The sequence below is a fragment of the Inquilinus sp. 2KB_23 genome (assembly GCF_052115705.1).
Classification (GTDB): domain Bacteria; phylum Pseudomonadota; class Alphaproteobacteria; order DSM-16000; family Inquilinaceae; genus Inquilinus; species Inquilinus ginsengisoli_A.
The window spans coordinates 42,371-67,638 of sequence record NZ_JBFRHF010000005.1 but is presented as its reverse complement, the minus strand read 5'-3'; the positions used below and the strand labels follow the sequence as shown (position 1 = coordinate 67,638).

Here is a 25,268-nt window from a genome sequence, read left to right as displayed (position 1 = left end):
TCCAAAGGATCAAAACAACCGAAGCTTCTCCAGGCTCAAACCTTCCCGCTCGACCCATTCGTTGTGGCTGGCGATCGCCTCGGCGTTCCGCTCCTTCCACAGCACCGCCTCCCGGCGCCTGCCGGCATCGGCCGCCTCCGTCGGGTCACAATCTTTCGCCTTATCCTGATCGGGCATCTGATACCCTCCCCCGTCCGATAGACGCATCCGTCCAGAGGCCCATCATGCTCCTCCAGGCCGAGACCATCACGCTCAAGATCGGCGGCCGGGCCCTGTTCCAGGATGCCAGCTTCGCCATCCATCCCGGCGAGCGGGTCGGGCTGGTCGGCGACAACGGCAGCGGCAAGTCGACCCTGATCCAGGCGCTGCTGGGCGAGATCGAACTCGACCGTGGCCGCATCATGCGCCGGCGCGGGTTGGTGATCGGCCATGTGCCCCAGGCGGTGCCGGTCGCGATCATGCCCCTGACCCTGCACGAGGCGTTGGTCCAGGCCTTGTCGGAGCAGGCCCGCGACGATCAGGCCTGGCGCGCCGACATGGTGCTGGACGAGTTGGGGATCGAGCCGGAGCAGTGGCACCGGCAGAAAGTCGCCGAGCTGTCGGGCGGCTGGCAGCGCCTGCTGCTGGTGGCGCGGGCGACTCTGGCCGAGCCCGACCTGCTGATCTTCGACGAGCCGACCAACCATCTCGACGTCGGCAAGGTGATGCGGCTGGAGCGCTGGCTGACCGAGCATCTGCGCCTGCCCTTCCTCCTGGTGTCGCATGACCGGGAGTTCCTGGACCGGGTCACCGACCGCACCATCATCCTGCGCGGCGACCGGGTACGCAGCTACGGCGCCTCGTTCTCTCAGGCCAGGCAGGAGCTGATCCGCGAGGACCTGGCGGCGATGCAGCAGGCCGAGCGCGACGAGAAGGAGGTCGATCGGCTGGAGCGCGCGGCCAAGCGGCTGATGCTGTGGGCCAACCTGAAGGGGCACAACCCCGGCATGGCCCAGCGGGCCAAGGCAGTGGCGTCGCGCGCCGAGCAGCGCCGGGCGGAGGCAACGGTGGCGCATCGAGAGGCCCGGCGGGACATCAACCTGGACACGTCAGAGGTCCAGCGCGCGACGCTGATCCGGATCAAGGACCATGTCGTGCGCACCGAGACCGGGCGCGAGCTGCTGCGCATCGAGCAGGAGTTCGTGCGCCGCGGCGACCGTATCGCGCTGCTGGGCCTGAACGGCACCGGCAAGTCACACCTGATCCGGGACCTGATGGCGGCGATCACCCGGGCGATCGCAGGCGACGCGCCGATCGGCGCGTCGATCACCGCCAACCCGCAGCTGCGGCCCGGCTATCTCGACCAGCACCTGTCCGACCTGCCGCGGCAGCTGCCGGTCAACCGGGCGCTGCAGGCGGCGTCGACCCTGCGCGACGCCGAGCTGGTGCGCGAACTGCACAACATCGGCATCCCGATCGAGAAGCAGGCCACGCCGATCGGCAATCTGAGCTACGGCGAGCAGCTGCGCGTCACCTTCCTGCTGCTGCGCCTGCGCCAGCCCAACATCTACCTGCTGGACGAACCGACCAACCATCTCGACATCGCCGGCCGCGAGCGGCTGGAGGACCTGCTGTCGCGCGACGACACCACCTGCGTCTTCGTCACCCATGACCGGCGCATGCTGCGCGGCATCGGCACGCGCTACCTGGAGATCCGCAACCGCCGCCTGGTCGAGGTCGAGGGGCCGGACGACTTCCTGGAGCGGGCGGCCGCCGCGGCGTAGCGGTTCCCGGCATTCGTGCCGGGCTGGGCTTCTATTCTTCGCGCCCTGAAGCGCAGCCGGCACGCGCTATCGGAAGATCCGCGACCGACGCTTGGTCGAGATCGCCAGGCTCGACGGTTTCCTGGAGCGGGCCGTCGTCGCGGCGGAACGGGCCCCGGCGGCCAGCGCGACACGGGTGGCGAGGGTCAGCGGCTCGGGCAGCGCATCGAGCGCGAACCAGCCGATCTCGGCCAGCGCCGCCGGCTCGCGGTTGACTGGCGCCCCGCTCGCGATCACCGCGCGATAGACCGGCGCCACCCAATGGGTGCCTGCCGCCATGTCGATCTGGTCGACCAGGCACAGCAGCCCGTCGAGCCGGATGGCGATGCCCAGCTCCTCCTCGATCTCCCGGGCCACCGCGGCCTCGACCGTCTCGCCGAAATCGACCTTGCCGCCGGGCAGGCCCCAATGCCCGGCCTCCGGCTCGCGCCGGCGCTGCACCAGCAGCAGCCGGTCGTAGTCGTCCAGGATGAAGGCGCCGACGCCGAGGCGCGGGACCGCCGTCGCGGCGGGATCGGTCACAGCGTCGGCCATTGGGCAAACCCTCGGTGATCGGGAGCCGCCGCCTCGGCGATCTGGACCCGGTCGACCAGCGCGACGTTCGGGCCCCGGCGGCAGGCGGCCGCCACCACATCCACTGCGCCGGCCGGGCCGGACAGCAGCGCTTCGACCGACCCGTCGCGGCGGTTGCGCACCCAACCGTCCAGCCCCGCCGCCTCGGCCTCGCCGGCCAGCCAGGCACGGTAGCCGACGCCCTGGACCCGGCCGGTGATGCGCAGCGACAGCGTCTTGCGGTCTGCGCTCATGCATCCCGCTCCGGCGCTTCCGGCAGGTCGCCGCCATACAGCGCCGTGGCGACCAGGCGGATGGCATAGCGCGCCTCGGCCTCCAGCCGCTCGGCCTCGAACCAGAACATGTCGACCGTCAGCGTCGGCGGGTCGGAGACGTGCAGCGCCCGGTTGCGGGCCCGGCGCAGCGTGTCGAAGCGCTCGTCCAGCCCGGCCTCGGCGAACAGCCTGCCGGCGCTGAGGTAAGGGTCGACCGCCCAGCCCGCCGCCATCGCTTGCTCGCGCAGATGCGCCTCGACCACCGCCACGGCCAGGATCACGGTGGCGACCCAGGCCCCGGCGCCGAACACGGTCTCCAGCTCGACCAGCAGCGCCTGGGTGTGGTCGCCGACCGTCACGGCGCCGCGCAGGCGGCCGCCCTCGCCCTTGCCGGCCATCACGTCGGCGAACCAGCCGGTGCGGGCCTCGACCTCGTCCGCGGCGCCCTTGCTCAAGCCCGGACGCTCATCAGAGCCTGGACGATCATTGGGCGAAGATCTCCTCGCATTTGCGCAGGTCGCCCTCGATCCGCGTCTTCTCGGGGCTGGGCGGGCGCTTCGGGCCGGCCAGGTCCTTGATCCGGGTGCAGTAGTCGGCCCAGGCGCCCATCGCCCGTTCGTCGACCCGGATCATGTAGGGGTCGGAGGGGCCGGGCGGCGGGTGCAGGTCGTCGTCCTTGATGGCGCCGACCGGCGGCGGCGGCCCCGGATTCTCCGGCGGGATGAAGTAGTCGCCGCATCCCGCCAGCAGCAGCAGCACCGGCAGGACGAGATGGGCGGATCGGTTCGGCATGGCGCTCTCCCGGCTCTCAGGCCGCTGCGAACTCAAGGATCTTCTGGTCGACGGCCAGGCTGTCGCCCGGCTTGGCGTGCACGGTCCCGACCACGCCGTCGCGTTCGGCGCGCAGGATGTTCTCCATCTTCATCGCCTCGACCACCGCCAGTTCCTGCCCGGCGCGGACCGGCTCGCCCGCCGCGACCGCCAGCGAGACCAGCAGGCCGGGCATCGGCGACAGCAGGAAGCGGGACATGTCGGGCGCGGCCTTGACCGGCATCAGCTCCGACAGCTCCGCAGCGCGCGGCGTCAGCAGCACCATGTCGACCTCGCCGCCGGCATGGGTCAGGCGCAGGCCGACCGGGCGCCGGTCGATCTGGGCGACCACGCGTTCGCCCTCGACCGTGCCGTCGAACAGCATGCCGCCCGGCCGCCAGTCGCCATGGACCACGAACAGGCGCCCGTCGAGCAGGACGCGCCAGCCGCCCGTCGCCTCCTCCACCGTCACCGGCCGGTTGGCGCGGCCGCTGCGCAGCACCCAGCTGCGTGGGCCGTCGACCGTGCCGCGCAACGCCTGGCGGTGCAGCAGCGCGGCCCCCAGGGCGGCCAGCCGTTCGGCGACCTCGCCCGCCGGCATGGTGCCGTGGAAGCCGTCGGGGAACTCCTCGGCGATGAACCTGGTGGTCAGCCGGCCCGCGACAAAGCGCGGATGGTGCATCAGCGCCGCCAGGAACGGGATGTTGTGGCTGACGCCGCGGATCACGAAGCCGTCCAGCGCGCCGCGAATCGAGGCGATCGCGGCGTTGCGGTCGGCGCCGATGCCGACCAGCTTGGCGATCATCGGGTCGTAGTGCATCGAGATCTCGCCGCCCTCCTCGACGCCGGTGTCGACGCGGACGTGCGGCCCCTCCTCCGGCGCGCGGTAGCGGGTCAGCCGGCCGATCGAGGGCAGGAAGCCGCGCAGCGGGTCCTCGGCATAGACCCGGGCCTCGATCGCCCAGCCCTTCAGCCGGACATCCTCTTGGCCGAACGGCAGTTCCTCGCCGGCGGCGATGCGAATCATCAGCTCGACCAGGTCCAGCCCGGTCACCGCCTCCGTCACCGGATGCTCGACCTGCAGCCGGGTGTTCATCTCCAGGAAGTAGAAGGACCGGTCGGCGCCGACAATGAACTCGACCGTGCCGGCGGAGCGGTAGCCGACGGCGCGGGCCAAGGCGCAGGCCTCCTCGCCCATCGCCTTGCGCGTCGCCGCGTCGAGGAAGGGCGACGGCGCCTCCTCGATCACCTTCTGGTGGCGGCGCTGGATCGAGCACTCGCGCTCGCCGAGATAGACGGTGTTGCCGAAGCTGTCGGCCAGCACCTGGATCTCGATGTGGCGCGGCTCGTCGATGAACTTCTCGGCGAAGACGCGGTCGTCGCCGAACGAGGACCGCGCCTCGTTGCGGGCGGAGCGATAGCCTTCGCGCGCCTCCTCGTCGTTGTTGGCGACGCGCATGCCCTTGCCGCCGCCACCGGCCGAGGCCTTGATCATCACGGGATAGCCGATGCGGCGGGAGACGGCGACCGCCTCCTCGTCGTCGAGGATCGGCGCGAGATGGCCGGGGACTGTCGAGACGCCGGCGGCCTGGGCCAGCTTCTTCGATTCGATCTTGTCACCCATCGCCTCGATGGCGGGCACGCCCGGGCCGATGAAGGCGATGCCGGCGGCCTCGAGCGCGGCGCAGAAGCGCGGATTCTCGGACAGGAAGCCGTAGCCGGGATGCACCGCCTGGGCGCCGGTGGTGCGGCAGGCTTCGACGATGCGGTCGATCAGCAGGTAGGACTGGGACGACGGCGCCGGGCCGATCGCCACCGCCTCGTCGGCCATCCGGACATGCACCGCGTCAGCATCGGCGTCGGAATAGACCGCGACGGTCTTGATGCCCATGCGCCGCGCGGTGCGGATGACGCGGCAGGCGATCTCGCCGCGATTGGCGATCAGGATCTTGTCGAACATCATCCCTGTCTACGGCCTTCCCAGCGAAGCGTCGATTGTGGCGCACCCACGCTGCGCCGCAACAGCAAAGCGGATCAATCCCCCGTCGGCGCCAGGACGCGGTTGGCGACCGGCGACGACAGGATCATCGACGAGGTGGTGGCGCCGAAGGCGGCGAGACGCAGCAGCGTCTCGTCGAGGTGCTGGATCGACCGGGCCACGACCTTGAAGACATAGGCGTCCTCGCCCGCGACCTCATGGCATTCCACCACCTCCGGCACCGACCGGGCGAATTCCTCGACCGCTGGGAACCTGTCGGCGCGGCAGCGCAGCCGGACGAAGGCCGACAGGCTGTAGCCCAGCCGGCCGCGGTCGATCTCGGCGCGGAAGCCCTTGACGATGCCCTGGTCCTCGAGCCGCTTCACCCGCTCGGCCACCGCCGGGGGCGACAGCCCGACCAACCGGCCGAGCTCGGCATAGCTGGCCCGGGCATTCTCCTGCAGGGCCAGCACGAGGGTGCGCCCGATGGCGTCGAGGCGGAGTTTCGCGTCCATCCGAATCGCCCCCGTTGGTTTCGATCTCGCATTGGTTTAATCGAAGGATCGGCGAACCACCATTCGCGATCTCTCTGTTCTGACACGAGGCGGACGGCTAACAAGACCGTGATGATCGATCCTTTCCTGTTCGCCAAGGGCATCGCGCTCGGTATCGCCATTGCCGCGCCGGTCGGTCCGATCGGCGTGCTGACCATCCGACGGACGCTGATCCACGGCCCCCGCCACGGCATCCTGACCGGCGTGGGCGCGGCCCTTGCCGACGGGGTGTTCGGCCTGATCGCCGCCTTCGGCATGGTGGCGCTGAGCACTTGGCTGATCAGCCTGAAGACCGGGCTGCACCTGATCGGCGGCACCGTCCTGCTGGTTCTGGCCATCCGCACCCTGCTCCATGCCGGCCATATCGAGCGCGATCCGGAGAAGGGCCGCACCGAAGGCGGTGAGATCCGGGCGGTGGCCAGCGCGTTCCTCCTGACCCTCAGCAACCCGATGACGATCCTGACCTTCGCCACCGCGTTCACCGCGGTCGGGCTGGCGGAGACGCTGTCCTTCGCCTCGGGCCTGATCCTCGTCGCCGGGGTGTTCCTCGGCTCCGCCTCCTGGTTCACCGCGCTGAGCCTGGTGGTGAGCGCGACCGGCGGCCGCCTGACGCCGCGGACGCTGCTGTGGATCGACCGGGTCGCCGGCGTGCTGCTGCTGGTGTTTTCGGCCTACATGTTCCTGGCACTCTGGCTGCGCTGGTAGCCGCTTCGCTGCGTTCTGGCGCATTGACAAGCCGCGCCGCTGTGGACGAGTGTGGCCCGCCCCGAAGGGGAGGCTCGAGACTCTCCTCCCGGAAAAATGAACGGACGCGTCCTGGAATGAAGCTTTCGACCCTCCGCGCCGGTGTGGCGCTGCTCCCGCTCCTGTTCGCCGTTCCGGCGATCGCGCAGCAGGCCACGACCCCCGCAAAGCCGGCGGAGGCGGCGCCCGCCGCCCCGGCCCAGCCCGCAGCCCCGGCCCCGGCGGCACCCGCCGCCCAGACCCAGCCGCCGGCGGCACAGGGTCAGCAGGCCCCGACGCCCAAGGAATTCCTGATCGACGCCGGCGGCTGGAAGGGTGGCGCTTTCGCCAACCCGAACACCCGGCAGTTCAGCTATTGCGGCATCCAGAAGGTCTATGACGCCGGGCTGACTCTGGTCTTCCAGATGAACCCCAACTACAACTTCAACCTGGCCGTGCTGAAGCAGGGCTGGGGGCTGAAGGAAGGCGACAAGGGCCAGGCCCGCATCCGGGTCGACGCCACCTACGACAAGAAATTCGACGCGGTCCCGGGCAGCCCGGAAGCCTATGTCGTGCCGACCGGTCAGAATGGCGACCTGTTCCAGGCGCTGGCCAAGGGCAGCAAGGCGATCGTGACCACGCCGAAGGGCGAGTTCACCTTCCCGCTCAGCGGCACGCTGGCCGGGCTCAACGCGCTGCGCGACTGCAACGAGGCGGCGCGCAAGCTGATCGCCTCGGCGCAGGGCGCCGCCCCTGCCGGCGGGGGCGCGCCGGCTGCCGCGAACAACGATCCGCGCGCCCTGATCGGCGCCCAGGGCTTCGGCATGCCGGTCGGCGCGCTGCAGGACACCCTCCACGCCGCCGGGCTGGAGAACGTCGCCATCGCCGATCCGCGCAAGCTGCCGCGCGACCCGCTGCAGATCAACCAGGCCTGGCAGGTCGGCACCGACGGCAAGGTCGTCGGCGGCCTGCACCAGGAGCCGCGTGGCGACGCGATCGAGATCGACCAGTTCGCCAAGCGCTATCTCGAGATCATGAAGTCGGTCTGCGCCACCGACTGGCAGAGCAGCGACCAGCCCTCCGTCGTCAACGGCCCCTACGCGATCAAGCGGGCCGAGCTAAGCTGCAAGATGGGCGAGCAGGCGATCAGCGCGTCGCTGGTCTTCACCCTCGACGACAACTACTACACCGCCTTCTTCCACCAGAGCCTGCTGGCCGAGAAGTCGCTGTCCGAGGACGCGTCGAAGAAGCTCGGCGACTTCATCGAAAAGCAGATGGCGCTGGTCGAGGAGAAGGCCAAGCAGGAAGGCAGCCAGGGCGCGGCGCCCGCCGCCCCGACCGACCAGCCGGCACCGGCGGCCGCCCCTGCGGCACCGGCGACGCCGCCGGCCGACGGCCAGGCCGCCCCGGCAGCCCCGACAACACCGGGCGGCTGACGGCGAAACCGGTCCTGTCGTGACCATGAGGGCGGATCCTTCCGGGATCCGCCCTTGTTGTTTCAGGAGAGAACCGGCCAAGATCACGGGCCGATGGAGGCTTCGATGACCCGGACCGCGCCCCCCCGTCCCCCGACCGCCCCGGACCTCCCGCCCAAGGCCGGTCTGACCGATGCCGCCGACGTCGCGGCGCTGGTCGCTTCCGACCACCGCGACCCCTTCGGCGTGCTCGGCCCCCATCCCGCGGCCGGCGGCACCGTGCTGCGCTGCTTCCGCCCCGACGCTGCAGCGATCGAAGCCATCGACCCGGACAGCGGCGTGGTGCTGGCCGCGTTGGAGCGGCGCCATCCGGATGGCGTATTCGACGGCCGGATCGACGCCCCCTTCCCCGCCCGCTACCGGTTGCGCATCGATTACGGCGCGGCGGGCGGGGTGTGGGAGGTCGAGGACCCCTACCGATTCCCGTCCAGCTTCGGCGAGCTCGACCTGCATCTGCTCGGCGAAGGCACCCATCTCGAGCTCTACGAACGGCTCGGCGCCCATCCCAGGACGCTGGACGGCGTCGACGGCACCGTCTTCGCGGTCTGGGCGCCCAACGCCCGCCGCGTCGCCGTGGTCGGCGACTTCAACCGCTGGGACGGCCGTCTGCATCCGATGCGCCTGCATCCCGGCATCGGCGTGTGGGAGATCTTCCTTCCCGGAATCGGCCCCGGCGCCACCTACAAGTTCGAGATCCGCGGCCCGGACGGCACCCTGCTGCCGCCGAAGACCGACCCCTTCGCCTTCCGCGCCGAGCATCCACCGGCCACCGCCTCGATCGTGCACGGCCTGCCCCGCTATGACTGGGACGACGCCGCCTGGATGGACAGCCGTGCCGCGGCGCAGCGGCGCGACGCGCCGATCAGCGTCTACGAGGTGCATCCCGGGTCCTGGCGCCGGGTGCCGGAGGAGGGTGACCGCCCGCTGTCCTGGCGCGAACTGGGCGACCAGCTGATCCCCTACGCCGTCGGGCTGGGCTTCACCCATATCGAGCTGATGCCGATCAGCGAGTTCCCGTTCGACGGGTCCTGGGGCTATCAGCCGATCGGGCTGTACGCCCCGACCAGCCGGTTCGGCCCGCCGGAGGATTTCGCCGGCTTCGTCGACCGCTGCCACCGCGCCGGCCTCGGCGTGCTGCTGGACTGGGTCCCCGGGCATTTCCCGACCGACGAGCACGGCCTGGCCCGATTCGACGGCACCGCGCTGTACGAGCACGCCGACCCGCGCCAGGGCATGCACCAGGACTGGGGCACGCTGATCTACAATTACGGCCGGGCCGAAGTGCGCAACTTCCTGCTCGGCAACGCGCTGTTCTGGCTCGACCGCTTCCATGTCGACGGGCTGCGGGTCGATGCCGTCGCCTCGATGCTGTATCTCGACTACAGCCGCAAGGCCGGGGAATGGGTGCCGAACCGCTTCGGCGGGCGCGAGAACCTGGAGGCGGTGGATTTCCTGCGCCAGACCAATGTCGAGGTCTTCGGCCGGCATCAAGGCGTGACCACGGTGGCCGAGGAATCGACCGCCTGGCCGGCGGTGTCGCGGCCCGCCCATCTCGGGGGGCTGGGCTTCGGCTACAAGTGGAACATGGGGTGGATGAACGACACCCTGCGCTACATGCAGAAGGATCCGATCCACCGGACCTGGCACCATTCCGACCTGACCTTCGGCCTGCTCTACGCCTTCAGCGAGAACTTCGTGCTGCCGCTGAGCCATGACGAGGTGGTGCACGGCAAGGGCTCGATGCTGGGCAAGATGCCGGGCGACGACTGGCAGAAATTCGCCAATCTGCGGGCCTTCTACGGCTTCATGTGGGCCCATCCCGGCAAGAAGCTGCTGTTCATGGGCGGCGAGTTCGCGCAACCCGCGGAGTGGAGCCACGACCGCAGCCTGGACTGGCACCTGCTGGGTGACGAGCGGCATGCCGGGATGCAGCGGCTGATCGGCGACCTCAACCGCCTGTACCGCGAGGTCCCGGCGCTGCATGCGCGCGACTGCGAGCCGGAAGGCTTCGCCTGGATCGACGCCAGCAACAGCACCGATTCGATCCTGGCCTGGCTGCGCCTGGGCCATGACGGCGACCGGCCGGTGCTGGCGGTGTCGAACTTCACCCCGGTGCCGCGCCAGGGCTACCGCATCGGCGTGCCCCATGGCGGCCGCTGGATCGAGCGGCTGAACACCGACGCCGCCGGCTATGGCGGCTCCGGCCTGGGCAATTTCGGCGGGGTCGAGGCCGAGGCTTCGCCCTGGCACGGCCAGCCGCATTCGCTGCTGCTGACCCTGCCGCCGCTGGCGACGGTGCTGTTCGAATGGGCGGGCTGAGGGCCCGCCCTCCGGCTACGGCTTGACGGTCTCGGCCTGGCGCTTCAGTTCGTCGGCGGTGCGGGCGATCTGGCTCTGCAGGTCCGCCAGCTGCTGCCGCGCCGCGGCGAGGTCCGCCTGGGTCTTGCTGAGCTGGTCGGTGGCCTGGGCGACCTGCCCGTTCACCGCGGCGGCATCGGCGTTCAGCCGGGCGTAGCTGTCGCGCTGCGCCGCCTCCTGCGACCGCAGCTGGTCGAGCTGGCCGGCCAGGCTGTCGACCTCGGCCTGCTTCGCCGCGGCGGCGGCCTCGACCTCGGTCGCGCGGGCCTGCGCGGCCTGGACCCGGAGCCCGACCGCATCGGCCTCCTTGCCCACCGCCGCACGGCGGGACTCGGCCTCGGTCACAGCGTCACGGCCGCGGTCGATCTGCGTCTGCAGCTGGGCGGCTTCGGCCTTCAGCGCATCACGCTCGGCGCCGGCCTGCTTCAGCGCCGCCAGCTCCTGCTGCGTGGCGCCGAGCTTGGCCTGCACCGCGTCGCGCGCCTGGCTGGCGCTGCGGCTTTCGACGCCGAGATAGATCGCAGCGACCAGCGCGACGAAGGCGACGATGATCGCGGCGGCGATGGCGATTCGCGGCGCCTCGGCATCGCGCTTCGGGGCGGGTTCGGCCAGGTCGGCCGGGTCGGCCGGGCTGTGATCGGGATCGGCGAGGGTCACGCGGACGGTCCTTTCAACGGACGATTGGGGCGGCGATGACGGTTGACGAAGGCGCGTCGGATGGCGAGATGCCTTAGCCACGAAACTTGGTGAAATCGTGTCATAGGCCAAGGGCGTCTCGTCGCGCCGGCCGGTCGCGAGGGCCATCGCGATGGTCGGTGGACGGGTCCCGCCGCACGCCCCATCCTGCCGATCGGACAGAAGGAATCCACGATGCCCTTGCCCGACCGCCTCCCGGCCGGCCAGCCCTGGCCGTTTGGCGCCACCCTCGCCGAAGGGGGCGTGAACTTCGCCCTGTTCTCCGCCCATGCCGAGCGGGTCGAGCTGTGCCTGTTCGATGCCGAGGGGCGGCAGGAGGTCGCACGCCGCGACCTGACCGCCCGGACGGACCAGGTCTGGCACGGAATGCTGCCGGGGGCCGGCCCAGGCACCGTCTACGGCTACCGCGTCCACGGCCCCTATGCGCCGCTGGACGGGCACCGCTTCAACCCGAACAAGCTGCTGCTGGACCCCTACGCCAAGGCGCTGGCCGGCGGCTTCCAATGGGATGACGCCGTGCACGGGTACAGCCGCGGCGCCCCGGAGGCCGACCTGTCCTTCGACCCACGCGACAGCGCGCCCTTCGTGCCGAAATCGGTGGTAATCGACCCGGCGCATGACTGGGAGGGCGACGAGGCGCCGCGCACGCCGTGGGGCGAGACCGTGCTGTACGAGGCCCAGCTGCGCGGCCTGACCATGCGCCACCCCGGCATCCCCGAACCGCTGCGCGGCACCCTGGGCGGCCTGGCCCATCCGGTCATGGTCGACCATCTGCGCCGGCTCGGCGTCACCGCGGTCGAACTGATGCCGGTGCACGCCTTCCTCGACGAGCGCGCGCTGTTCGAGCGGGGCTTGCGCAACTACTGGGGCTACAACACCGCCGCCTTCTTCGCCGTCCATCCCGCCTATGCCGGTGCCCTGCAGCCGCTCGACGCCCTGCGCAACGCGGTCAAGGCGCTGCACCGGGCCGGGATCGAGGTCATCCTCGACGTCGTCTACAACCACACGGTGGAGAGCGATGTCTTCGGCCCGACCCTGAACTTCCGCGGCATCGACAACCTGTCCTACTACCAGCACGCGCCGCATGACCGGCGCGAGCCGTTCAACCCCACCGGCACCGGCAACGCGCTCGACCTCGGCCATCCCCGGGTGCTGCAGCTGGTGATGGACAGCCTGCGCTGGTGGGTGGAGGCGGCGCATGTCGACGGCTTCCGCTTCGACCTGGCCACCACCCTGGCCCGGGTCGGCGGCGACTTCACCTCCGCCGCCCCCTTCCTGCAGGCGGCGGCGCAGGATCCGGTGCTGGCGCCGTGCAAACTGATCGCCGAGCCCTGGGACATCGGCCCCGGCGGCTATCGCGTCGGCGGCTTCCCGACCGGCTGGTCGGAGTGGAACGACCGCTATCGCGACGGCATCCGGCGCTATTGGCGCGGCGACGCCGGGCAGCGGCCGGAGCTGGCGCGCCGCCTGTCCGCCTCCGCCGACCTGTTCGACCATGACGGGCGCGGCGCCCGCACCAGCGTCAACTTCGTCACCGCCCATGACGGCTTCACCCTGGCCGACGTGGTCAGCTACGCCGGGAAGCACAACGAGGCGAATGGCGAGCGCAACCGCGACGGCACCGGCGACAACCATTCAGACAATCTCGGCGCCGAAGGCCCGGCCGACGATCCGGCGATCCTGGCCCGGCGGCTGCGGCGCCGGCGCAACCTGATCGCGACGCTGCTGTTCAGCCAAGGCACCCCCATGCTGCTGGCCGGCGACGAGCTGGGCCACAGCCAGCAGGGCAACAACAACGCCTATTGCCAGGATGGTCCCCTGACCTGGCTGGACTGGGCCGGCGCCGACCCGGCCTTCATCGACTTCATGGGCCGCGTGGTGGCGCTGCGCCGGGCCCATCCGGCGCTGCGCCGCACCGACTTCCTGCACGGCGCCCCGAGCGGAGCGACCTCCGGCACCGGGGACGCCCTGCCCGACCTGGCCTGGCTGCGGCCGGACGGCCAGGCCATGGCCGGTGGCGACTGGGACGCCCCGGACGCCGTCCTTGGCATGCTGCTGAGCGAACCGACCGCCCCACCCCTGCTGCTGCTGTTCAACGCCGGCGCCGGGGACGTCGACTTCACCCTGCCGGCGCTGGGCGCCTGGCACGCCTGGCTGGACACCGCGCGCACGCCCAGCGTGCCGCAGTTCGATCCGGCGGCCACCGCCTATCCGCTGGCCGCCGAAAGCCTGGTGTTGCTGGCGCTCGGCATGGTGTCGCCGGCGGATATTGGGAATGACTTTCAGTAATGCTGCGACTGTTTCTCAATCACACAAGTAAAACTTTACGGACTCTTGTAATCGTTCTAAGGTGCGGCCCGTGATACTGACAGACACAAGCCGAGGCGACCATGCAGGGCGACAAGAAGGTTCTCACCCACCTGAATGCGGTGCTGAAGAACGAGCTGACCGCGATCAACCAGTATTTCCTGCACGCCCGGATGCTGAAGAACTGGGACGTCAAGCGCCTGGCAAAGAAGGTGTATGAGGAATCGATCGGCGAGATGAAGCACGCCGATCTGCTGATCGAGCGCATCCTGATGCTGGAGGGCCTGCCGAACCTGCAGGATCTCGGCAAGCTCGGTATCGGCGAGAATGTGCCGGAAATGCTGGCCTCCGACCTCGGCCTCGAGACCTTCAACCAGAAGACGGTGAAGGAGGCGATGGTGCACTGCGAATCGGTGCGCGACTTCGTTTCCCGCGACATCCTGCTGAAGATCCTCGATGACACCGAGGAGCACATCGACTGGATCGAATCGCAGCAATACCTGATCAGCCAGATGGGCGTGCAGAACTACATCCAGCTGGTGTCCAGCGAAGAGAGCTGAAGTCGGCTCATCAGATCAAGTCTCGGCAAGGCCCCGTTTCGGCGGGGCCTTTTTCTATTGCATTGGGACTTCGTAGGTTGGGTTCGCTCTTGCGAACCCAACGGCGGCTCGGGCGACACGATGTTGGGTTCGCCTCGGCGAACCCAACCTACGCGAGCGCTCCAGCCGATCAGCGCTTCGGCTTGTTGATGGCGTCGAGCTGGCGCTGAAGGTCGTCGAGGCGCTGGCGCAGCGTGTCGAGCGAGCCGGTCTCCGGCGCTGCGGTGGCTTCAGCCGAGGCGGGCTGGGCCGGCTGGCCGGGGGCCTTGCCGCCGGCGCCCGGGCCGGTGCCGGGGACGGCGAAGGGCGTGAACATCTGCATGGCGCGCTCGAACAGCGCCATGTTCTGCTTGCTCATCTCCTCGAAGGCGCCGAACGGGAACACCCCGCTGACATCCTTGAAGTAGGTCCGCATCTGGTCCTGGTTGCGGGCGAAGGCCTCCATCGAGGATTCCAGATAGCGCGGCACCATGAACTGCAGGTTGTCGCCGTAGAGGGCGATCAGCTGCCGGAGGAAGCCGATCGGCAGCATGTTCTGCCCGCCCTTGCCTTCCTCCTCGACGATGATCTGGGTCAGCACCGAACGGGTGATGTCCTCGCCCGACTTGGCGTCGAAGACCAGAAATTCGGCGCCGTCCTTGACCATCTGGGCCAGGTTTTCGAGCGTCACGTAGCTCGACGTCGCCGTGTTGTAGAGGCGGCGGTTGGCGTATTTCTTGATGGTGATGGGAGCGGCCTTCGGCTCCTCGGCCGACGGGGCGGGATTGGGCGCGGCCTGCGTGGTCGGCATGGTGGTCCCTATCGCTTCTTCGGGCCGCGGACACGGCCGCTTTCGCTGATTTGAGCCTATACTGGTCCGACCGGATCGGCATGTCACGATCCTTTCGCATCGCAGCACGCCGAACCCCGGGACCAGGGGCATAGGCAGGGATGCCTGCAGTGGTTATGATCGCCCGCCATGACCGCGCCGAAACCGCCTCCCCCGAATCCAGCCCCCCCAAATTCACCCCATGGCGACGGCGACAGCCCCGAGGCCCTCGCCCGCCGTTTCCTCGATCTCTGGCAAGAGCATTGGACCGCAACCCTGACCGATCCCGAGACGCTGCGAGGCTGGGCCGCCCTGTTCGACCCGGCCCATGCATCGCGCTGGCTGGCAGGGCTGGGCGGCGCGGCCGGAGCCGGCGGCGATGACAAGGCTAGGCCCCCGGCCGCTGCCGCTGCACCTGGGCGCGGCCGCCCTGAGCTGGACGAGCGGGATCGCCGCCTTGCCGCTCTGGAACAGCGTGTCGCCCAGCTCGAATCCGCCCTGGCCGGAGCCGCTGCGCCGCGCCGCCGAACGCCTCGCAAGCCTGGCACCTGACGCCGCCGTCGCGACCCTGACGGCGGAGGCGACGCGCCGCGCCGCCGCCTTCCTGACCGGGCTGGAGCGCTACACCCACCACGCCTACAGCCGCGACCTGCCGGATCCGCCCGTGCTGTGGCAGGCCGGGTCGGCCCGGCTGCGCGATTACGGCCCAGCCGGCGGCCTGCCGCTGCTGGTGGTGCCGTCCCTGGTCAACCGCGCCTATGTGCTGGACCTCACCGCGGAGCGCAGCCTGCTGCGCTTCCTGGCGGCGCAGGGCCTGAGGCCGCTGCTGCTGGAATGGGATGTGCCGCAGGGCGAGGAGCGCGACTTCACCCTGAGCGATATCGTCACCCGGCGGCTGGAGCCGGCGCTGGACGCGGTGCGGGCCGTGGCCCCAGGGCCGGTCGGGTTGCTCGGCTACTGCATGGGCGGCACGCTGGCGGCGGCGCTGGCGGCGCGGCGGGGTGCCGACATCGCCGGGACCGCCTTCCTCGCTGCCCCGTGGGACTTCCATGCCGGCGCGCCGCACCAAGCCGAAATCGGCCGGATGGCGGCAGCGGCCAGTCTGCCGATCGTCGCCTCGCTCGGCGTGCTGCCGGTCGACGGCATCCAGGCGCTGTTCGCCACCCTCGACCCGCTGACCGCGCTGCGCAAGTTCAGCGCCTTCGGCCGGCTGGACCCGGCCTCGCCGGAGGCGGCGCGCTTCGTCGCGCTGGAGGATTGGCTGAACGACGGCATCCCGCTGCCGGGCCCGGTGGCGCTGGAATGCCTGGCCGGCTGGTACGGCGAGAACATGCCGGGCCGCGGCCTGTGGCGGGTCGACGGCGACCCGGTGCGGCCGGAGGCGATCCGCATGCCCAGCCTGCACCTGATCCCGGCCCGCGACCGCATCGTGCCGCCGGCCAGCGCCAGGGCCCTGGCCGAGACGATGCCCGGCGCCGAGCGGATCGAGCCGCCGCTGGGCCATATCGGCATGGTGGTGGGCGGCACCGCCGAGACCCAGGTCTGGCGACCGCTGGCGGGCTGGCTGGCCGCCGCTATTCGAACCTCACGACCAGCGTCACGGGCGCGAGCAGCAGCCCGTCGTAGCGCAGAGTCACCACCCCGCCGCGCGTCGGCCCCGTCGGCGCGCCGAAAGACCCCAGGCTGACCCGCTGGCCCGGCTGCAGCGCTTCGCCCCGGGCCGCCAGATCCTGCGCCAGCCAGATCACCGCGTTCAGCGGATTGCCGAGGACGGCGGAGCCCGGCGCCTCGGTCAGCACCTTGCCGGTCTCGTCGGTCAACGAGACCTTCATCGTCGCCAGCCGATCGGCCAGACTTGGCTCGATTGGGATCGCCGGACCGAGCACGCCGAGCCGGGCGCCGACATTGATCGCGGTGATCGCCTCGGCCGTCGGCTTCTCGGTTGGCGCCAGCACCAGGTCGGACAGCTCGATGAAGGGCTGCAGCGCCGCGAGATGGGCCAGCACCTCTTCCGGCGTCTTCGCCTGGTTCACCCCGTCGTCGCCGATCACCGCGACCAGGTCGGCCTCGACCATCGGGCGGGCGGCGAAATCGGCCGGGATCGGCGTGATCGGCTCGCGCAGCATGCCGCCCAGCAGCACGCCGGAGACGGGATGGCCGACGCCCAGCCGCTCCTGCATCGCCTGGCTGGTCAGGCCGACCTTGTAGCCGACCGGTTGTCCGGCATCGGCGGCCAGGTCCTGCACCAGCGTCTTCTGGACGCAGGCGGCGGTGGCGGCGTCGATGCCGGACAGGCCGGTCACCGGCGCCTTGGCCCGCCAGGCATCGGCCAGCCGCGCCGCGGTCGCGGCGCAATCCTCGGCCGCCACCGCTGGCATCGTTCCCATCAGCGCGGCCAGCGCCAACGCCCACTGCATCGCCTTGCGCATCGATCCCGCTCCCTTTCGGTTGGGCGCTTCCGTGGCGGTTGCGCTGGCGGAAGCGCCGTGGCTATCGTCATCCTAACGCAATTTCCACCGGTGCGGCCGACCGCGCCGAACAGCAGAGGAAACGCCTTCATGGCCAACGTCGTCATCGCCGCAGCCGCGCGCACGCCGGTCGGGGCCTTCGCCGGCGCTTTCGCCGCCATCCCGGCGCATGAGCTGGGCATCGCCGCGATCACCGCGGCGCTGGGCCGGGCCAAGGTCGACGCCGCCGAGGTCGACGAGGTGGTGCTGGGCCAGGTGCTGACCGCCGCGGTCGGCCAGAACGCGGCGCGCCAGGCGGCGATCGGCGCCGGCATCCGCAAGGAAGCCACCGCCTACGGCATCAACCAGGTCTGCGGCTCCGGCCTGCGCACCGTGGCGCTGGGCAGCCAGGCGATCGCCCTGGGCGATGCCAGCATCGTGGTCGCCGGCGGACAGGAGAGCATGTCGCTGGCGCCGCATGCGCTGCATCTGCGCGCCGGCACCAAGATGGGCGACGCCAAGATGGTCGACACCATGATCCGCGACGGGCTGTGGGACGCCTTCAACGGCTACCACATGGGCAACACCGCGGAGAACGTGGCCCGGCAGTGGCAGATCAGCCGTGAGGACCAGGACCGCTTCGCCCTGGCGTCGCAGCAGAAGGCCGGTGCGGCGCAGCGCGAGGGCCGCTTCAAGGACGAGATCACGCCGTTCACGGTCAAGGGCCGCAAGGGCGATGTGGTGATCGATGCCGACGAGTACCTGAAGCCCGACACCACCATCGAGGTGCTGGCCAAGCTGCGCCCGGCCTTCGACAAGGAAGGCACGGTCACCGCCGGCAACGCCTCCGGCCTCAATGACGGCGCCGCCGCGCTGATCCTGATGACCGAGGAGGAGGCGCAGCGCCGCGGCATCACCCCGCTGGCCCGCATCGCCTCCTGGGCCACGGCCGGCGTCGACCCCGCGGTGATGGGCTCGGGCCCGATCCCGGCCAGCCGCGCCGCGCTGAAGAAGGCCGGCTGGTCGGCCGGGCAGCTGGACCTGATCGAGGCCAACGAGGCCTTCGCCGCCCAGGCCTGCGCCGTGAACAAGGACATGGGCTGGGACCCGGCCAAGGTGAACGTCAATGGCGGCGCCATCGCCATCGGCCACCCGATCGGCGCGTCCGGCGCCCGGATCCTGACCACCCTGCTCTACGAGATGGGCCGGCGGGACGCCAAGAAGGGCCTCGCCACCCTGTGCATCGGCGGCGGCATGGGCATCGCACTCTGCGTCGAACGCTGAGGGCTTTGCGTGGAACGCTGAGGCCGGCGCAGACCGGCCGAAGCGGCATTCCGCCGATTTCCCGGGCCGCCCGCCGAATCCTCGTCGCGGCCGGCGGCCCATCAATCCAACCCTGGGAGGACGTCACATGGCACGTGTAGCGGTTGTGACCGGCGGGACGAGAGGTATCGGCGAGGCGATCTCGCTCGCCCTGAAGGAAAAGGGCTATAAGGTCGCCGCGACCTATGCCGGCAACGACGAGGCGGCCCGCAGCTTCTCGGAGCGGCACGGCATCGCCGTCTACAAGTTCGACGTCGCCGATTTCGGCCAGTGCGAGACGGCGATCGCCAAGATCGAGGCCGAGCTCGGCCCGGTCGAAATCCTGGTCAACAACGCCGGCATCACCCGCGACGGCACCATCCACAAGATGGACCGCAACGCCTGGGATGCGGTGATCGACACCAATCTCGGCTCCTGCTTCAACATGTGCCGCTGCGTCATCGACGGCATGCGGGCGCGCAGCTTCGGCCGGATCGTCAACATCGGCTCGATCAACGGCCAGGCCGGGCAGTACGGCCAGGTGAACTACGCCGCCGCCAAGTCGGGCATCCACGGCTTCACCAAGGCCCTGGCCCAGGAAGGCGCCGGCAAGGGCATCACCGTCAATGCCATCGCGCCGGGCTACATCGACACCGACATGGTCCGCGCCGTGCCGCCGAATGTGCTGGAGAAGATCGTCGCCCGGGTGCCGGTCGGCCGGCTGGGCAAGGCGTCGGAGATCGCCCGCGGCGTGCTGTTCCTGGTCGATGACGAGGGCGGCTTCATCACCGGGTCGACCCTGTCGATCAACGGCGGCCAGCACATGTACTGAGCCGGCGGGGCCGGCAGCCTCCGGCCGGCCCCTAGGCTGCCCGCGCGATTCCCTCCACCCGCTCCCGGAAGCTCTGGCCCCAGGCCCTCATGGCGTCGAGCACCGGGGCCAGGGTGCGGCCGTACTCGGTCAGGGAGTACTCCACCCGCGGCGGCACCTCGGCGAAGACCTGACGGTGCACGATGCCGTCGGCCTCAAGTTCGCGTAGCTGCAGCGTCAGCGACCGCTGCGACACACCAACGAAGTGCTTCCGCAGCTCACCGAAGCGCCGCGGCCCGTTCAGCAGCTGGTAGAGGATCACCGGTTTCCACTTGCCGCCCATGACGGCGAGCGTGACTTCGACCGCGCAGCCATAGGATCGCCGGGCCTGATCTCGTGGCGACATCGCTCTCTCCCATGGGTGCAAAAGAGTATCCTATGGCAAGAAATGTTGCCTTCTTGCGTGAAGGCCTGCAAGCCGCAACATGACGCCCAGGCCGTCAGCCCGGCGGCAAGCCACGATATTCGGAGACCTGGAGCCATGCGCCTCTATCGCTTTCCCCGCATCGGCAGCATCGACAACCTGACCCTCGCCGAGGCCGAGACTCCTGTGCCCGGCCGCGGCCAGGCCCTGGTCCGGCTGCGCGCGGCGTCGCTGAACTACCGCGACCTGATGGTGGCGACCGGCCGCTACGGCCGCGGCGACGCGCTGCCGGACCTGGTGCCGCTGTCGGACGGCGCCGGCGAGGTGGTGGCGGTCGGCCCCGAGGTCACCCGAGTCAAGGTCGGCGACCGTGTCGCCGGCATCTTCATGCAGAGCTGGATCGGCGGCGGCATCGACCCGGCCGACCCCGCCAGCGCCCTGGGCGGCGCGGCGCATGGCGTCCTGGCCGAACACCGCGTCTTCGACCAGGACGGGCTGGTGCACCTGCCCGAGGGGCTGTCATTCGAGGAGGGGGCCGCCCTGCCCTGCGCCGGGGTCACCGCCTGGAACGCGCTGTACCATGGCGCGCAGCCGCTGCAGCCGGGCGAGACGGTGCTGGTGCTGGGCACCGGCGGGGTCTCGATCCTGGCGCTGCAATTCGCCCGCGCCGCCGGCGCCCGGGTGATCGCCACCTCCTCCAGCGACGCCAAGCTGGAACAGGCGAAGGCGCTGGGTGCCGCCGAACTGATCAACTACCGCAGCCATCCCGACTGGGAGCGGGAGGTGCTGCGCCTGACCGGCGGCCGCGGCGTCGACCATGTGGTCGAGGTCGGCGGCGCCGGCACGGTGCCGCGGTCGATCGCCGCCACCAGGATCGGCGGCAGCGTGTCCCTGATCGGGGTGCTGACCGCCGGCACCCCGTTCGAGCCGACGCCGCTGATCGGCCGCTCGGTCACGCTGCGCGGCCTCTATGTCGGCTCCCGCCAGATGTTCGAGGCGATGAACCGGCACATCGCGCTAGCCGGCATCCGGCCGGTGATCGACCGGGTGTTTCCGTTCGAGCAGGCGAAGGACGCCTATCGCCACCTGGAGGCCGCCGGCCATGTCGGCAAGATCGTGATCGCCATCGGCTGACGCTGAGGGGCCTTCAGTCCCGGGCCGGGGCCGGCCGCCAGCTGACCTCGATCAGCACCCCGCCCGGGCCGGTGAGGTAGAACATCCAGCCGCCACGCATCGCCGAGGGCGGCTGGACCTCGACCCCGGCCGCGGCCAGATGCTCATACTGGGCATCGACCTCCTCCCTGGTCTCGACCAGGAAGCCGATGTGGAAGCCGTCGGGATAGGCTGCCGCGCCCTGCTTGCGCCAGCGGCTGAGCACCAGGACGAGGCCGCCGTCGTCGGCCAGGATCGCCAGCCCGTCACGGCCCAGGGTCTCGCGATGGTGCAGGCCGAAATGGCTGGTGAAGAAGTCCCGGGCCAGAGCGACGTCCGGCACGGCGAGGTCGAGATGGTTGAGGCGCATGGCGATCTCCTTCGGGGTTGCGGCCCGGGAAGATCGCGATCGCCAACCACGGCGTTCCGACACACCCGCCCGAGCCCCCGGCAGCGCTGCCGGGATCCTCGTCGCGGGTCCTCGCGCCCCACCGGTCAGGCGGGGCACGGAACAGACTTCCGCCCCCCTGCTCACACCGCGGGACGGAAGGGACCGGGCCTACCAACAACCGGTCCTGCCTTTTTCGACGGCGGCACGATACGGCCGACCAAAACGGGCGTCAAATCTCTCTGTCGACGCGGCGCTTCGGTTCGACGCCGATATCGATGCGCAGGTGGGCCGAGAGGTCGTCCGGCCGCAGCCGGTCGTGCGGCGGCCGCCGGGTCGGGCGCGGGACGTCCCCGGCCAGGCGGCGCAGGAGTTGCAGCATCCGGGCAGGCAGGGCGATCGACATCGGGCCCGCCCTCACGCCGGCACGATGGCGACGATGTCGAGCTCGAACAGCAGCCCGTCGCGGAAGAAGCGGTCGATCTGCAGCGTCGTGCTGGCCGGCGGCGCCGCACGATTGACGTAGCGGTCGCGCACCTGCCGCAGCGTCGGCCCCTGCGCGGCGAAGTCGGTGACGAACATGCCCAGCCGGATGACATGCTCGAAGCCGCTGCCGGCCGCGGCCAGTGCGGCCCGGACGTTCTCGAAGGCCTGGGTCGCCTGACTGGCGAAATCCGGACCGGCCAGGGTGCCGTCCGGACGCAGGCCGACCTGGCCCGAGACATAGGCCAGCCGGGCGCCCGGCGGCACCACGACCAGCTGGGAATAGCCGTTCGGCGGCGGCATGGTGCCGGGGTTGAGGAAGCTCAAGGATTCGGCGGGCATCGGCGGGCCTTTCACGGCGGTGGGATCGGCCGGACGATGCGCCGGGCGTCCCCGCCGAACCACGCAGGACCTCGCCACCATCGATAAGCGACGCTTATACTGGGGCATGCCGAACGACGCGCTGCCGCTGCCCGCCCTGAACGCCTTCGAAGCCGCGGCCCGGCATGGCAGCTTCACCCGTGCCGCGGCCGAGCTGGGGCTGACCCAGGCCGCCGTCAGCTATCACATCAATCGGCTGGAGCAGCGGCTGGGCACGCCGCTGTTCATCCGGCGCGGTCGCAGCCTGGCCCTCACCGAGGCCGGAGAGCGGCTGGCGGTGGAGGTGGTCGACGCCTTCGGCCGGCTGCGCGCCGCGGTCGGGGGCGAGACCGGCGCTGCCGCCCATGCCCTCGCCGTGGCCTCGGTGCCGACCTTCGCCACCCATTGGCTGGCGCCGCGGCTCGGTGCCTTCCAGGCGGCCCATCCGGACATCGCGATCAAGCTGGCCACCAGCACCGAACTCGGCGACCGGACCGACGACCGGCTGACCGCCGATGTCGAGATCCGCAGCGGCCCGGGCGGCTTTCCCCCGGCCCTGGCCGCGCACAGGCTGCTGGAGGTCCGGCTGGCCTGCGTCGTGGCCCCCCGGCTGGCGGCCGGGCTGCGCAGGCCGGCGGATGTGCTGTCGCTACCGCTGATCGGCATGACCATGAGCTGGGATGCCTGGTTCGATGCCGTCGGGGTGCGGGCGCCCGAATCGATGCGGAAACCGGCGCCGCGCTTCGACAGCCAAGTGGCGTCCGCACAGGCGGCGGCGACCGGGATGGGGGCGGCCCTGGTGACGCCGGACTTCTTCACCGAGGACCTCGCCGCCGGCCGGCTGGTCGCGCCCTTCCCGGTCGTGGTCGACCGCGGCAAGGGCTATTGGCTGGTCCATGCCGCGGACCAGCGCCACCGGCCCAAGATCCGGGCCTTCCGCGACTGGATCCTGGCCGCGGCCCGGCCATAAAAAAAGGCGGCCCGAGGGCCGCCCCCAACCCCGTCCGGCTGAGCCGGTCAGGTCGCCGATGCCGGCTGGAAGCCGAGGATGGTTTCGATCTGGTGCGTCACCGCATCCATCTCGGCCATGCCGTCCACCACCTTCAGCAGCCCCTTGTCCCGATAGTACGGGATGATCGGCGCGGTCTGCTCGCGATAGATGCCGAGGCGCTTGCGCAGCGTCTCCTCGGTGTCGTCGGCGCGCTTCTCGGTCGACAGCGCTGCGCGGTTGGCGATGCGGGTGAACAGCGCCGCCTCGTCGACCCGCATCTCGATCACCACGGCCAGCGACTTGCCGTGGCGGGCCAGCATCTCGTCCAGCCCCTCGGCCTGCGGCACGGTGCGCGGGAAGCCGTCGAGGATGAAGCCACGGTCGCAATCCGGCTGGGCGATCCGCTCGGCGATCATGTCGAGCATGACCGCGTCGGTGACCAGGTCGCCCCGGTCCAGAATCTCCTGCACCTGCTGGCCGAGCGGCGTGCGGGCGGCGATCGCCGCCCGCAGCATGTCGCCGGTCGAGAGCTGCTTCAGCCCGTAGCGCTCCTCCAGCCGTTTCGCCTGAGTTCCCTTGCCCGCACCGGGCGGGCCCAACAGGATCAGGTTCATCGGCGACTCCCCCGCAACTTCGACTTCTTGATCAGCCCTTCATACTGATGGGCCAGGAGATGCGAATGCACCTGGGCCACCGTGTCCATGGTCACGGTGACGACGATCAGCAGGCTGGTCCCGCCGAAGTAGAACGGGATCGAGTAGCTCGACGTCAGGAACTCGGGCAGCAGGCAGACGATCGTCAGATAGCCGGCACCGATCACCGAGATCCGGGTCAGGACGTAGTCGATGTAGTCGGCGGTCGACTTGCCCGGGCGGATGCCGGGGATGAAGCCGCCATACTTCTTCAGGTTGTCGGCCGTCTCCTCCGGATTGAAGACGATCGCGGTGTAGAAGAAGCAGAAGAAGATGATCAGGGCGGCGTAGAGGCCCATGAACAGCGGCTGGCCATGCGCCAGCTGGCCGGCGATCCAGGCGATCCAGCCGCCGGCGCCTTCGGCGCTGCCGGCCCCGGCGAAGCCGATCAGCGTCGCCGGCAGCAGCAGCAGCGAGGACGCGAAGATCGGCGGAATGACGCCCGAGGTGTTGAGCTTGAGCGGCAGGTGCGAACTTTCGCCGCCGAACATCCGGTTGCCGACCTGGCGCTTGGGGTATTGCACCAGAAGCCTTCGCTGCGCCCGCTCCATGTAGACGATGAAGAAGATCACCGCGACGCACAGCACCAGCAGCATCAGGATGACGAAGGGCGAGATCGCGCCGGTGCGGCCGAGTTCCAGCATCTGGATCAGGGCGTGCGGCAGCGAGGCGACGATGCCGGTGAAGATGATCAGCGAGATGCCGTTGCCGACGCCGCGCGAGGTGATCTGCTCACCCAGCCACATCAGGAACATGGTGCCGCCGACGATGGTCACCACCGTCGAGAAGCGGAAGTACCAGCCGGGATCGACCACCGCCGGACCGATCGTGCCATGCACGCTCTCCAGCCCGACCGCCAGCGCATAGGCCTGCGCCGTGGCCAGCACCACCGTGAAGTAGCGGGTGTACTGATTGATCTTCTTGCGCCCGGCCTCGCCTTCCTTCTTCAGCGTCTCGAGCGACGGCGACACCGCCGTGAGCAGCTGGATGATGATGGAGGCCGAGATGTACGGCATGATGTTCAGCGCAAAGATCGTCATACGACCGAGCGCGCCGCCGGCAAACATATTCAGGATGCCGAGGAGGCCGCCGCCCTGCTGGGCGAAGATTTCCCCCAGCACGCGGGGGTCGATCCCCGGAATCGGAACATAGGTGCCGATCCGGTAGATGATCAGCGCGCCAAGCGTGAACCAGATGCGCTTGCGAAGTTCCGTCGCCTTGGCGAAGGCGCCGAAATTCAGGTTCGCAGCGAGCTGTTCTGCAGCAGATGCCATGCACGGC

Annotated in this window: 27 protein-coding genes; 11 read left to right on the top strand and 16 right to left on the bottom strand. The window is 70.3% G+C overall.

The window, feature by feature from the left end; all coding sequences use genetic code 11:
• Window positions 1-9 precede the first annotated feature (9 nt).
• The gene (locus AB4112_RS08110; protein WP_309791439.1) at window positions 10-177 is read right to left on the bottom strand and encodes a type II toxin-antitoxin system CcdA family antitoxin; all 168 of its coding nucleotides are present in this window, start codon (window positions 175-177) and stop codon (window positions 10-12) included.
• 47 nt (window positions 178-224) lie between these two features.
• Here AB4112_RS08110 and AB4112_RS08105 point away from each other — a divergent pair, with 47 nt between their 5' ends.
• Window positions 225-1,763, top strand: a complete 1,539-nt coding sequence (locus tag AB4112_RS08105) for an ABC-F family ATP-binding cassette domain-containing protein (RefSeq protein WP_309791438.1) — start codon at window positions 225-227, stop codon at window positions 1,761-1,763.
• A 66-nt stretch (window positions 1,764-1,829) separates the two neighbouring features.
• Here AB4112_RS08105 and AB4112_RS08100 read toward each other — a convergent pair whose 3' ends face one another.
• The 6 genes from AB4112_RS08100 to AB4112_RS08075 form a co-directional block, all read right to left on the bottom strand.
• Window positions 1,830-2,336, bottom strand: a complete 507-nt coding sequence (locus AB4112_RS08100) for an NUDIX domain-containing protein (protein ID WP_309791437.1) — start codon at window positions 2,334-2,336, stop codon at window positions 1,830-1,832.
• Window positions 2,321-2,608: an acylphosphatase gene (locus tag AB4112_RS08095; RefSeq protein ID WP_309791436.1), complete on the bottom strand. Its 288-nt coding sequence runs from the start codon at window positions 2,606-2,608 to the stop codon at window positions 2,321-2,323. Before AB4112_RS08095 ends, AB4112_RS08100 begins: the two co-directional genes overlap by 16 nt.
• Window positions 2,605-3,084 (bottom strand): hypothetical protein, encoded by a 480-nt coding sequence (locus AB4112_RS08090; RefSeq protein WP_309791435.1) that lies wholly within the window; start codon window positions 3,082-3,084, stop codon window positions 2,605-2,607. The genes AB4112_RS08095 and AB4112_RS08090 overlap by 4 nt, the downstream gene beginning before the upstream one ends.
• A gap of 28 nt (window positions 3,085-3,112) precedes the next feature.
• Window positions 3,113-3,421: a hypothetical protein gene (locus tag AB4112_RS08085; RefSeq protein WP_309791434.1), complete on the bottom strand. Its 309-nt coding sequence runs from the start codon at window positions 3,419-3,421 to the stop codon at window positions 3,113-3,115.
• A gap of 16 nt (window positions 3,422-3,437) precedes the next feature.
• Window positions 3,438-5,399 carry an acetyl/propionyl/methylcrotonyl-CoA carboxylase subunit alpha gene (locus AB4112_RS08080; protein WP_309792231.1) on the bottom strand — a complete coding sequence of 654 codons (1,962 nt, stop codon included), beginning with the start codon at window positions 5,397-5,399 and terminating at the stop codon, window positions 3,438-3,440.
• A gap of 74 nt (window positions 5,400-5,473) precedes the next feature.
• The gene (locus AB4112_RS08075; RefSeq protein WP_309791433.1) at window positions 5,474-5,932 is read right to left on the bottom strand and encodes an Lrp/AsnC family transcriptional regulator; all 459 of its coding nucleotides are present in this window, start codon (window positions 5,930-5,932) and stop codon (window positions 5,474-5,476) included.
• Window positions 5,933-6,043: 111 nt separating this feature from the next.
• Between AB4112_RS08075 and AB4112_RS08070 the strand changes: the two genes are divergently transcribed.
• The 3 genes from AB4112_RS08070 (at window position 6,044) to glgB (ending at window position 10,488) form a co-directional block, all read left to right on the top strand.
• Entirely contained in the window at window positions 6,044-6,676 is a 633-nt protein-coding gene (locus AB4112_RS08070) for a LysE family translocator (protein WP_309791432.1), read from the top strand.
• A gap of 116 nt (window positions 6,677-6,792) precedes the next feature.
• A complete protein-coding gene (locus AB4112_RS08065) occupies window positions 6,793-8,130 on the top strand; it encodes a hypothetical protein (protein WP_309791431.1) in 1,338 nt (445 codons plus the stop codon).
• A 105-nt stretch (window positions 8,131-8,235) separates the two neighbouring features.
• Window positions 8,236-10,488, top strand: a complete 2,253-nt coding sequence (gene glgB / locus AB4112_RS08060) for a 1,4-alpha-glucan branching protein GlgB (protein WP_309791429.1) — start codon at window positions 8,236-8,238, stop codon at window positions 10,486-10,488.
• A 15-nt stretch (window positions 10,489-10,503) separates the two neighbouring features.
• Here glgB and AB4112_RS08055 read toward each other — a convergent pair whose 3' ends face one another.
• On the bottom strand, window positions 10,504-11,184 hold the full coding sequence (locus AB4112_RS08055; RefSeq protein WP_309791428.1) for a hypothetical protein: 681 nt from the start codon (window positions 11,182-11,184) through the stop codon (window positions 10,504-10,506).
• Window positions 11,185-11,397: 213 nt separating this feature from the next.
• On the opposite strand from AB4112_RS08055, the gene glgX reads away from it, so the two are divergent.
• Together glgX and bfr are read left to right on the top strand one after the other, a co-directional pair.
• Entirely contained in the window at window positions 11,398-13,512 is a 2,115-nt protein-coding gene (gene glgX, locus AB4112_RS08050; protein WP_441718424.1) for a glycogen debranching protein GlgX, read from the top strand.
• A 101-nt stretch (window positions 13,513-13,613) separates the two neighbouring features.
• On the top strand, window positions 13,614-14,090 hold the full coding sequence (bfr, locus tag AB4112_RS08045) for a bacterioferritin (protein ID WP_309791425.1): 477 nt from the start codon (window positions 13,614-13,616) through the stop codon (window positions 14,088-14,090).
• 169 nt (window positions 14,091-14,259) lie between these two features.
• Here the strand turns inward: bfr and phaR are convergent, their stop codons facing one another.
• A complete protein-coding gene (phaR, locus tag AB4112_RS08040) occupies window positions 14,260-14,919 on the bottom strand; it encodes a polyhydroxyalkanoate synthesis repressor PhaR (RefSeq protein ID WP_441718421.1) in 660 nt (219 codons plus the stop codon).
• A gap of 346 nt (window positions 14,920-15,265) precedes the next feature.
• Between phaR and AB4112_RS08035 the strand changes: the two genes are divergently transcribed.
• Window positions 15,266-16,624, top strand: coding sequence for a dienelactone hydrolase family protein (locus tag AB4112_RS08035; protein WP_441718418.1), 1,359 nt, complete (start codon window positions 15,266-15,268; stop codon window positions 16,622-16,624).
• On the opposite strand, the gene AB4112_RS08030 is transcribed toward AB4112_RS08035, so the two are convergent.
• Entirely contained in the window at window positions 16,512-17,366 is an 855-nt protein-coding gene (locus AB4112_RS08030; protein WP_441718415.1) for a 2-keto-4-pentenoate hydratase, read from the bottom strand. The genes AB4112_RS08035 and AB4112_RS08030 overlap by 113 nt on opposite strands.
• Before the next feature lie 129 nt (window positions 17,367-17,495).
• Between AB4112_RS08030 and AB4112_RS08025 the strand changes: the two genes are divergently transcribed.
• Together AB4112_RS08025 and phbB are read left to right on the top strand one after the other, a co-directional pair.
• Entirely contained in the window at window positions 17,496-18,668 is a 1,173-nt protein-coding gene (locus tag AB4112_RS08025) for an acetyl-CoA C-acetyltransferase (protein WP_309791420.1), read from the top strand.
• Window positions 18,669-18,795: 127 nt separating this feature from the next.
• Window positions 18,796-19,518 carry an acetoacetyl-CoA reductase gene (gene phbB, locus AB4112_RS08020; RefSeq protein WP_309791419.1) on the top strand — a complete coding sequence of 241 codons (723 nt, stop codon included), beginning with the start codon at window positions 18,796-18,798 and terminating at the stop codon, window positions 19,516-19,518.
• Window positions 19,519-19,549: 31 nt separating this feature from the next.
• Here phbB and AB4112_RS08015 read toward each other — a convergent pair whose 3' ends face one another.
• Window positions 19,550-19,903, bottom strand: coding sequence for a winged helix-turn-helix transcriptional regulator (locus AB4112_RS08015; protein WP_441718411.1), 354 nt, complete (start codon window positions 19,901-19,903; stop codon window positions 19,550-19,552).
• Between the two features lie 135 nt (window positions 19,904-20,038).
• Between AB4112_RS08015 and AB4112_RS08010 the strand changes: the two genes are divergently transcribed.
• Complete coding sequence (locus AB4112_RS08010; RefSeq protein ID WP_441718408.1) at window positions 20,039-21,055, top strand: zinc-dependent alcohol dehydrogenase family protein; 1,017 nt, start codon at window positions 20,039-20,041, stop codon at window positions 21,053-21,055.
• A 13-nt stretch (window positions 21,056-21,068) separates the two neighbouring features.
• On the opposite strand, the gene AB4112_RS08005 is transcribed toward AB4112_RS08010, so the two are convergent.
• From AB4112_RS08005 to AB4112_RS07995, 3 genes are all read right to left on the bottom strand, one after another.
• Entirely contained in the window at window positions 21,069-21,443 is a 375-nt protein-coding gene (locus tag AB4112_RS08005; RefSeq protein WP_441718405.1) for a VOC family protein, read from the bottom strand.
• Window positions 21,444-21,693: 250 nt separating this feature from the next.
• Complete coding sequence (locus tag AB4112_RS08000; RefSeq protein ID WP_309791414.1) at window positions 21,694-21,867, bottom strand: hypothetical protein; 174 nt, start codon at window positions 21,865-21,867, stop codon at window positions 21,694-21,696.
• Between the two features lie 11 nt (window positions 21,868-21,878).
• On the bottom strand, window positions 21,879-22,286 hold the full coding sequence (locus tag AB4112_RS07995) for a RidA family protein (RefSeq protein ID WP_309791412.1): 408 nt from the start codon (window positions 22,284-22,286) through the stop codon (window positions 21,879-21,881).
• 106 nt (window positions 22,287-22,392) lie between these two features.
• Here AB4112_RS07995 and AB4112_RS07990 point away from each other — a divergent pair, with 106 nt between their 5' ends.
• Entirely contained in the window at window positions 22,393-23,274 is an 882-nt protein-coding gene (locus AB4112_RS07990) for a LysR substrate-binding domain-containing protein (RefSeq protein ID WP_309791410.1), read from the top strand.
• A 47-nt stretch (window positions 23,275-23,321) separates the two neighbouring features.
• Here the strand turns inward: AB4112_RS07990 and AB4112_RS07985 are convergent, their stop codons facing one another.
• Window positions 23,322-23,909 carry an adenylate kinase gene (locus tag AB4112_RS07985; RefSeq protein ID WP_309791408.1) on the bottom strand — a complete coding sequence of 196 codons (588 nt, stop codon included), beginning with the start codon at window positions 23,907-23,909 and terminating at the stop codon, window positions 23,322-23,324.
• Complete coding sequence (gene secY / locus AB4112_RS07980; RefSeq protein ID WP_309791407.1) at window positions 23,906-25,261, bottom strand: preprotein translocase subunit SecY; 1,356 nt, start codon at window positions 25,259-25,261, stop codon at window positions 23,906-23,908. The genes AB4112_RS07985 and secY overlap by 4 nt, the downstream gene beginning before the upstream one ends.
• Between the last annotated feature and the right edge of the window lie 7 nt (window positions 25,262-25,268).

Bases quoted from the DNA above. Each gene is read 5' to 3' on its own strand.
- AB4112_RS08110 (WP_309791439.1), bottom strand. From the start codon at position 177: ATGCCCGATCAGGATAAGGCGAAAGATTGTGACCCGACGGAGGCGGCC.
- AB4112_RS08105 (WP_309791438.1), top strand. From the start codon at position 225: ATGCTCCTCCAGGCCGAGACCATCACGCTCAAGATCGGCGGCCGGGCC.
- AB4112_RS08100 (WP_309791437.1), bottom strand. From the start codon at position 2,336: ATGGCCGACGCTGTGACCGATCCCGCCGCGACGGCGGTCCCGCGCCTC.
- AB4112_RS08095 (WP_309791436.1), bottom strand. From the start codon at position 2,608: ATGAGCGCAGACCGCAAGACGCTGTCGCTGCGCATCACCGGCCGGGTC.
- AB4112_RS08085 (WP_309791434.1), bottom strand. From the start codon at position 3,421: ATGCCGAACCGATCCGCCCATCTCGTCCTGCCGGTGCTGCTGCTGCTG.
- AB4112_RS08080 (WP_309792231.1), bottom strand. From the start codon at position 5,399: ATGTTCGACAAGATCCTGATCGCCAATCGCGGCGAGATCGCCTGCCGC.
- AB4112_RS08075 (WP_309791433.1), bottom strand. From the start codon at position 5,932: ATGGACGCGAAACTCCGCCTCGACGCCATCGGGCGCACCCTCGTGCTG.
- AB4112_RS08070 (WP_309791432.1), top strand. From the start codon at position 6,044: ATGATCGATCCTTTCCTGTTCGCCAAGGGCATCGCGCTCGGTATCGCC.
- AB4112_RS08065 (WP_309791431.1), top strand. From the start codon at position 6,793: ATGAAGCTTTCGACCCTCCGCGCCGGTGTGGCGCTGCTCCCGCTCCTG.
- glgB (WP_309791429.1), top strand. From the start codon at position 8,236: ATGACCCGGACCGCGCCCCCCCGTCCCCCGACCGCCCCGGACCTCCCG.
- glgX (WP_441718424.1), top strand. From the start codon at position 11,398: ATGCCCTTGCCCGACCGCCTCCCGGCCGGCCAGCCCTGGCCGTTTGGC.
- bfr (WP_309791425.1), top strand. From the start codon at position 13,614: ATGCAGGGCGACAAGAAGGTTCTCACCCACCTGAATGCGGTGCTGAAG.
- phaR (WP_441718421.1), bottom strand. From the start codon at position 14,919: ATGCCGACCACGCAGGCCGCGCCCAATCCCGCCCCGTCGGCCGAGGAG.
- AB4112_RS08035 (WP_441718418.1), top strand. From the start codon at position 15,266: ATGCATCGCGCTGGCTGGCAGGGCTGGGCGGCGCGGCCGGAGCCGGCG.
- AB4112_RS08030 (WP_441718415.1), bottom strand. From the start codon at position 17,366: ATGCGCAAGGCGATGCAGTGGGCGTTGGCGCTGGCCGCGCTGATGGGA.
- AB4112_RS08025 (WP_309791420.1), top strand. From the start codon at position 17,496: ATGGCCAACGTCGTCATCGCCGCAGCCGCGCGCACGCCGGTCGGGGCC.
- phbB (WP_309791419.1), top strand. From the start codon at position 18,796: ATGGCACGTGTAGCGGTTGTGACCGGCGGGACGAGAGGTATCGGCGAG.
- AB4112_RS08015 (WP_441718411.1), bottom strand. From the start codon at position 19,903: ATGTCGCCACGAGATCAGGCCCGGCGATCCTATGGCTGCGCGGTCGAA.
- AB4112_RS08010 (WP_441718408.1), top strand. From the start codon at position 20,039: ATGCGCCTCTATCGCTTTCCCCGCATCGGCAGCATCGACAACCTGACC.
- AB4112_RS08005 (WP_441718405.1), bottom strand. From the start codon at position 21,443: ATGCGCCTCAACCATCTCGACCTCGCCGTGCCGGACGTCGCTCTGGCC.
- AB4112_RS08000 (WP_309791414.1), bottom strand. From the start codon at position 21,867: ATGTCGATCGCCCTGCCTGCCCGGATGCTGCAACTCCTGCGCCGCCTG.
- AB4112_RS07995 (WP_309791412.1), bottom strand. From the start codon at position 22,286: ATGCCCGCCGAATCCTTGAGCTTCCTCAACCCCGGCACCATGCCGCCG.
- AB4112_RS07990 (WP_309791410.1), top strand. From the start codon at position 22,393: ATGCCGAACGACGCGCTGCCGCTGCCCGCCCTGAACGCCTTCGAAGCC.
- AB4112_RS07985 (WP_309791408.1), bottom strand. From the start codon at position 23,909: ATGAACCTGATCCTGTTGGGCCCGCCCGGTGCGGGCAAGGGAACTCAG.
- secY (WP_309791407.1), bottom strand. From the start codon at position 25,261: ATGGCATCTGCTGCAGAACAGCTCGCTGCGAACCTGAATTTCGGCGCC.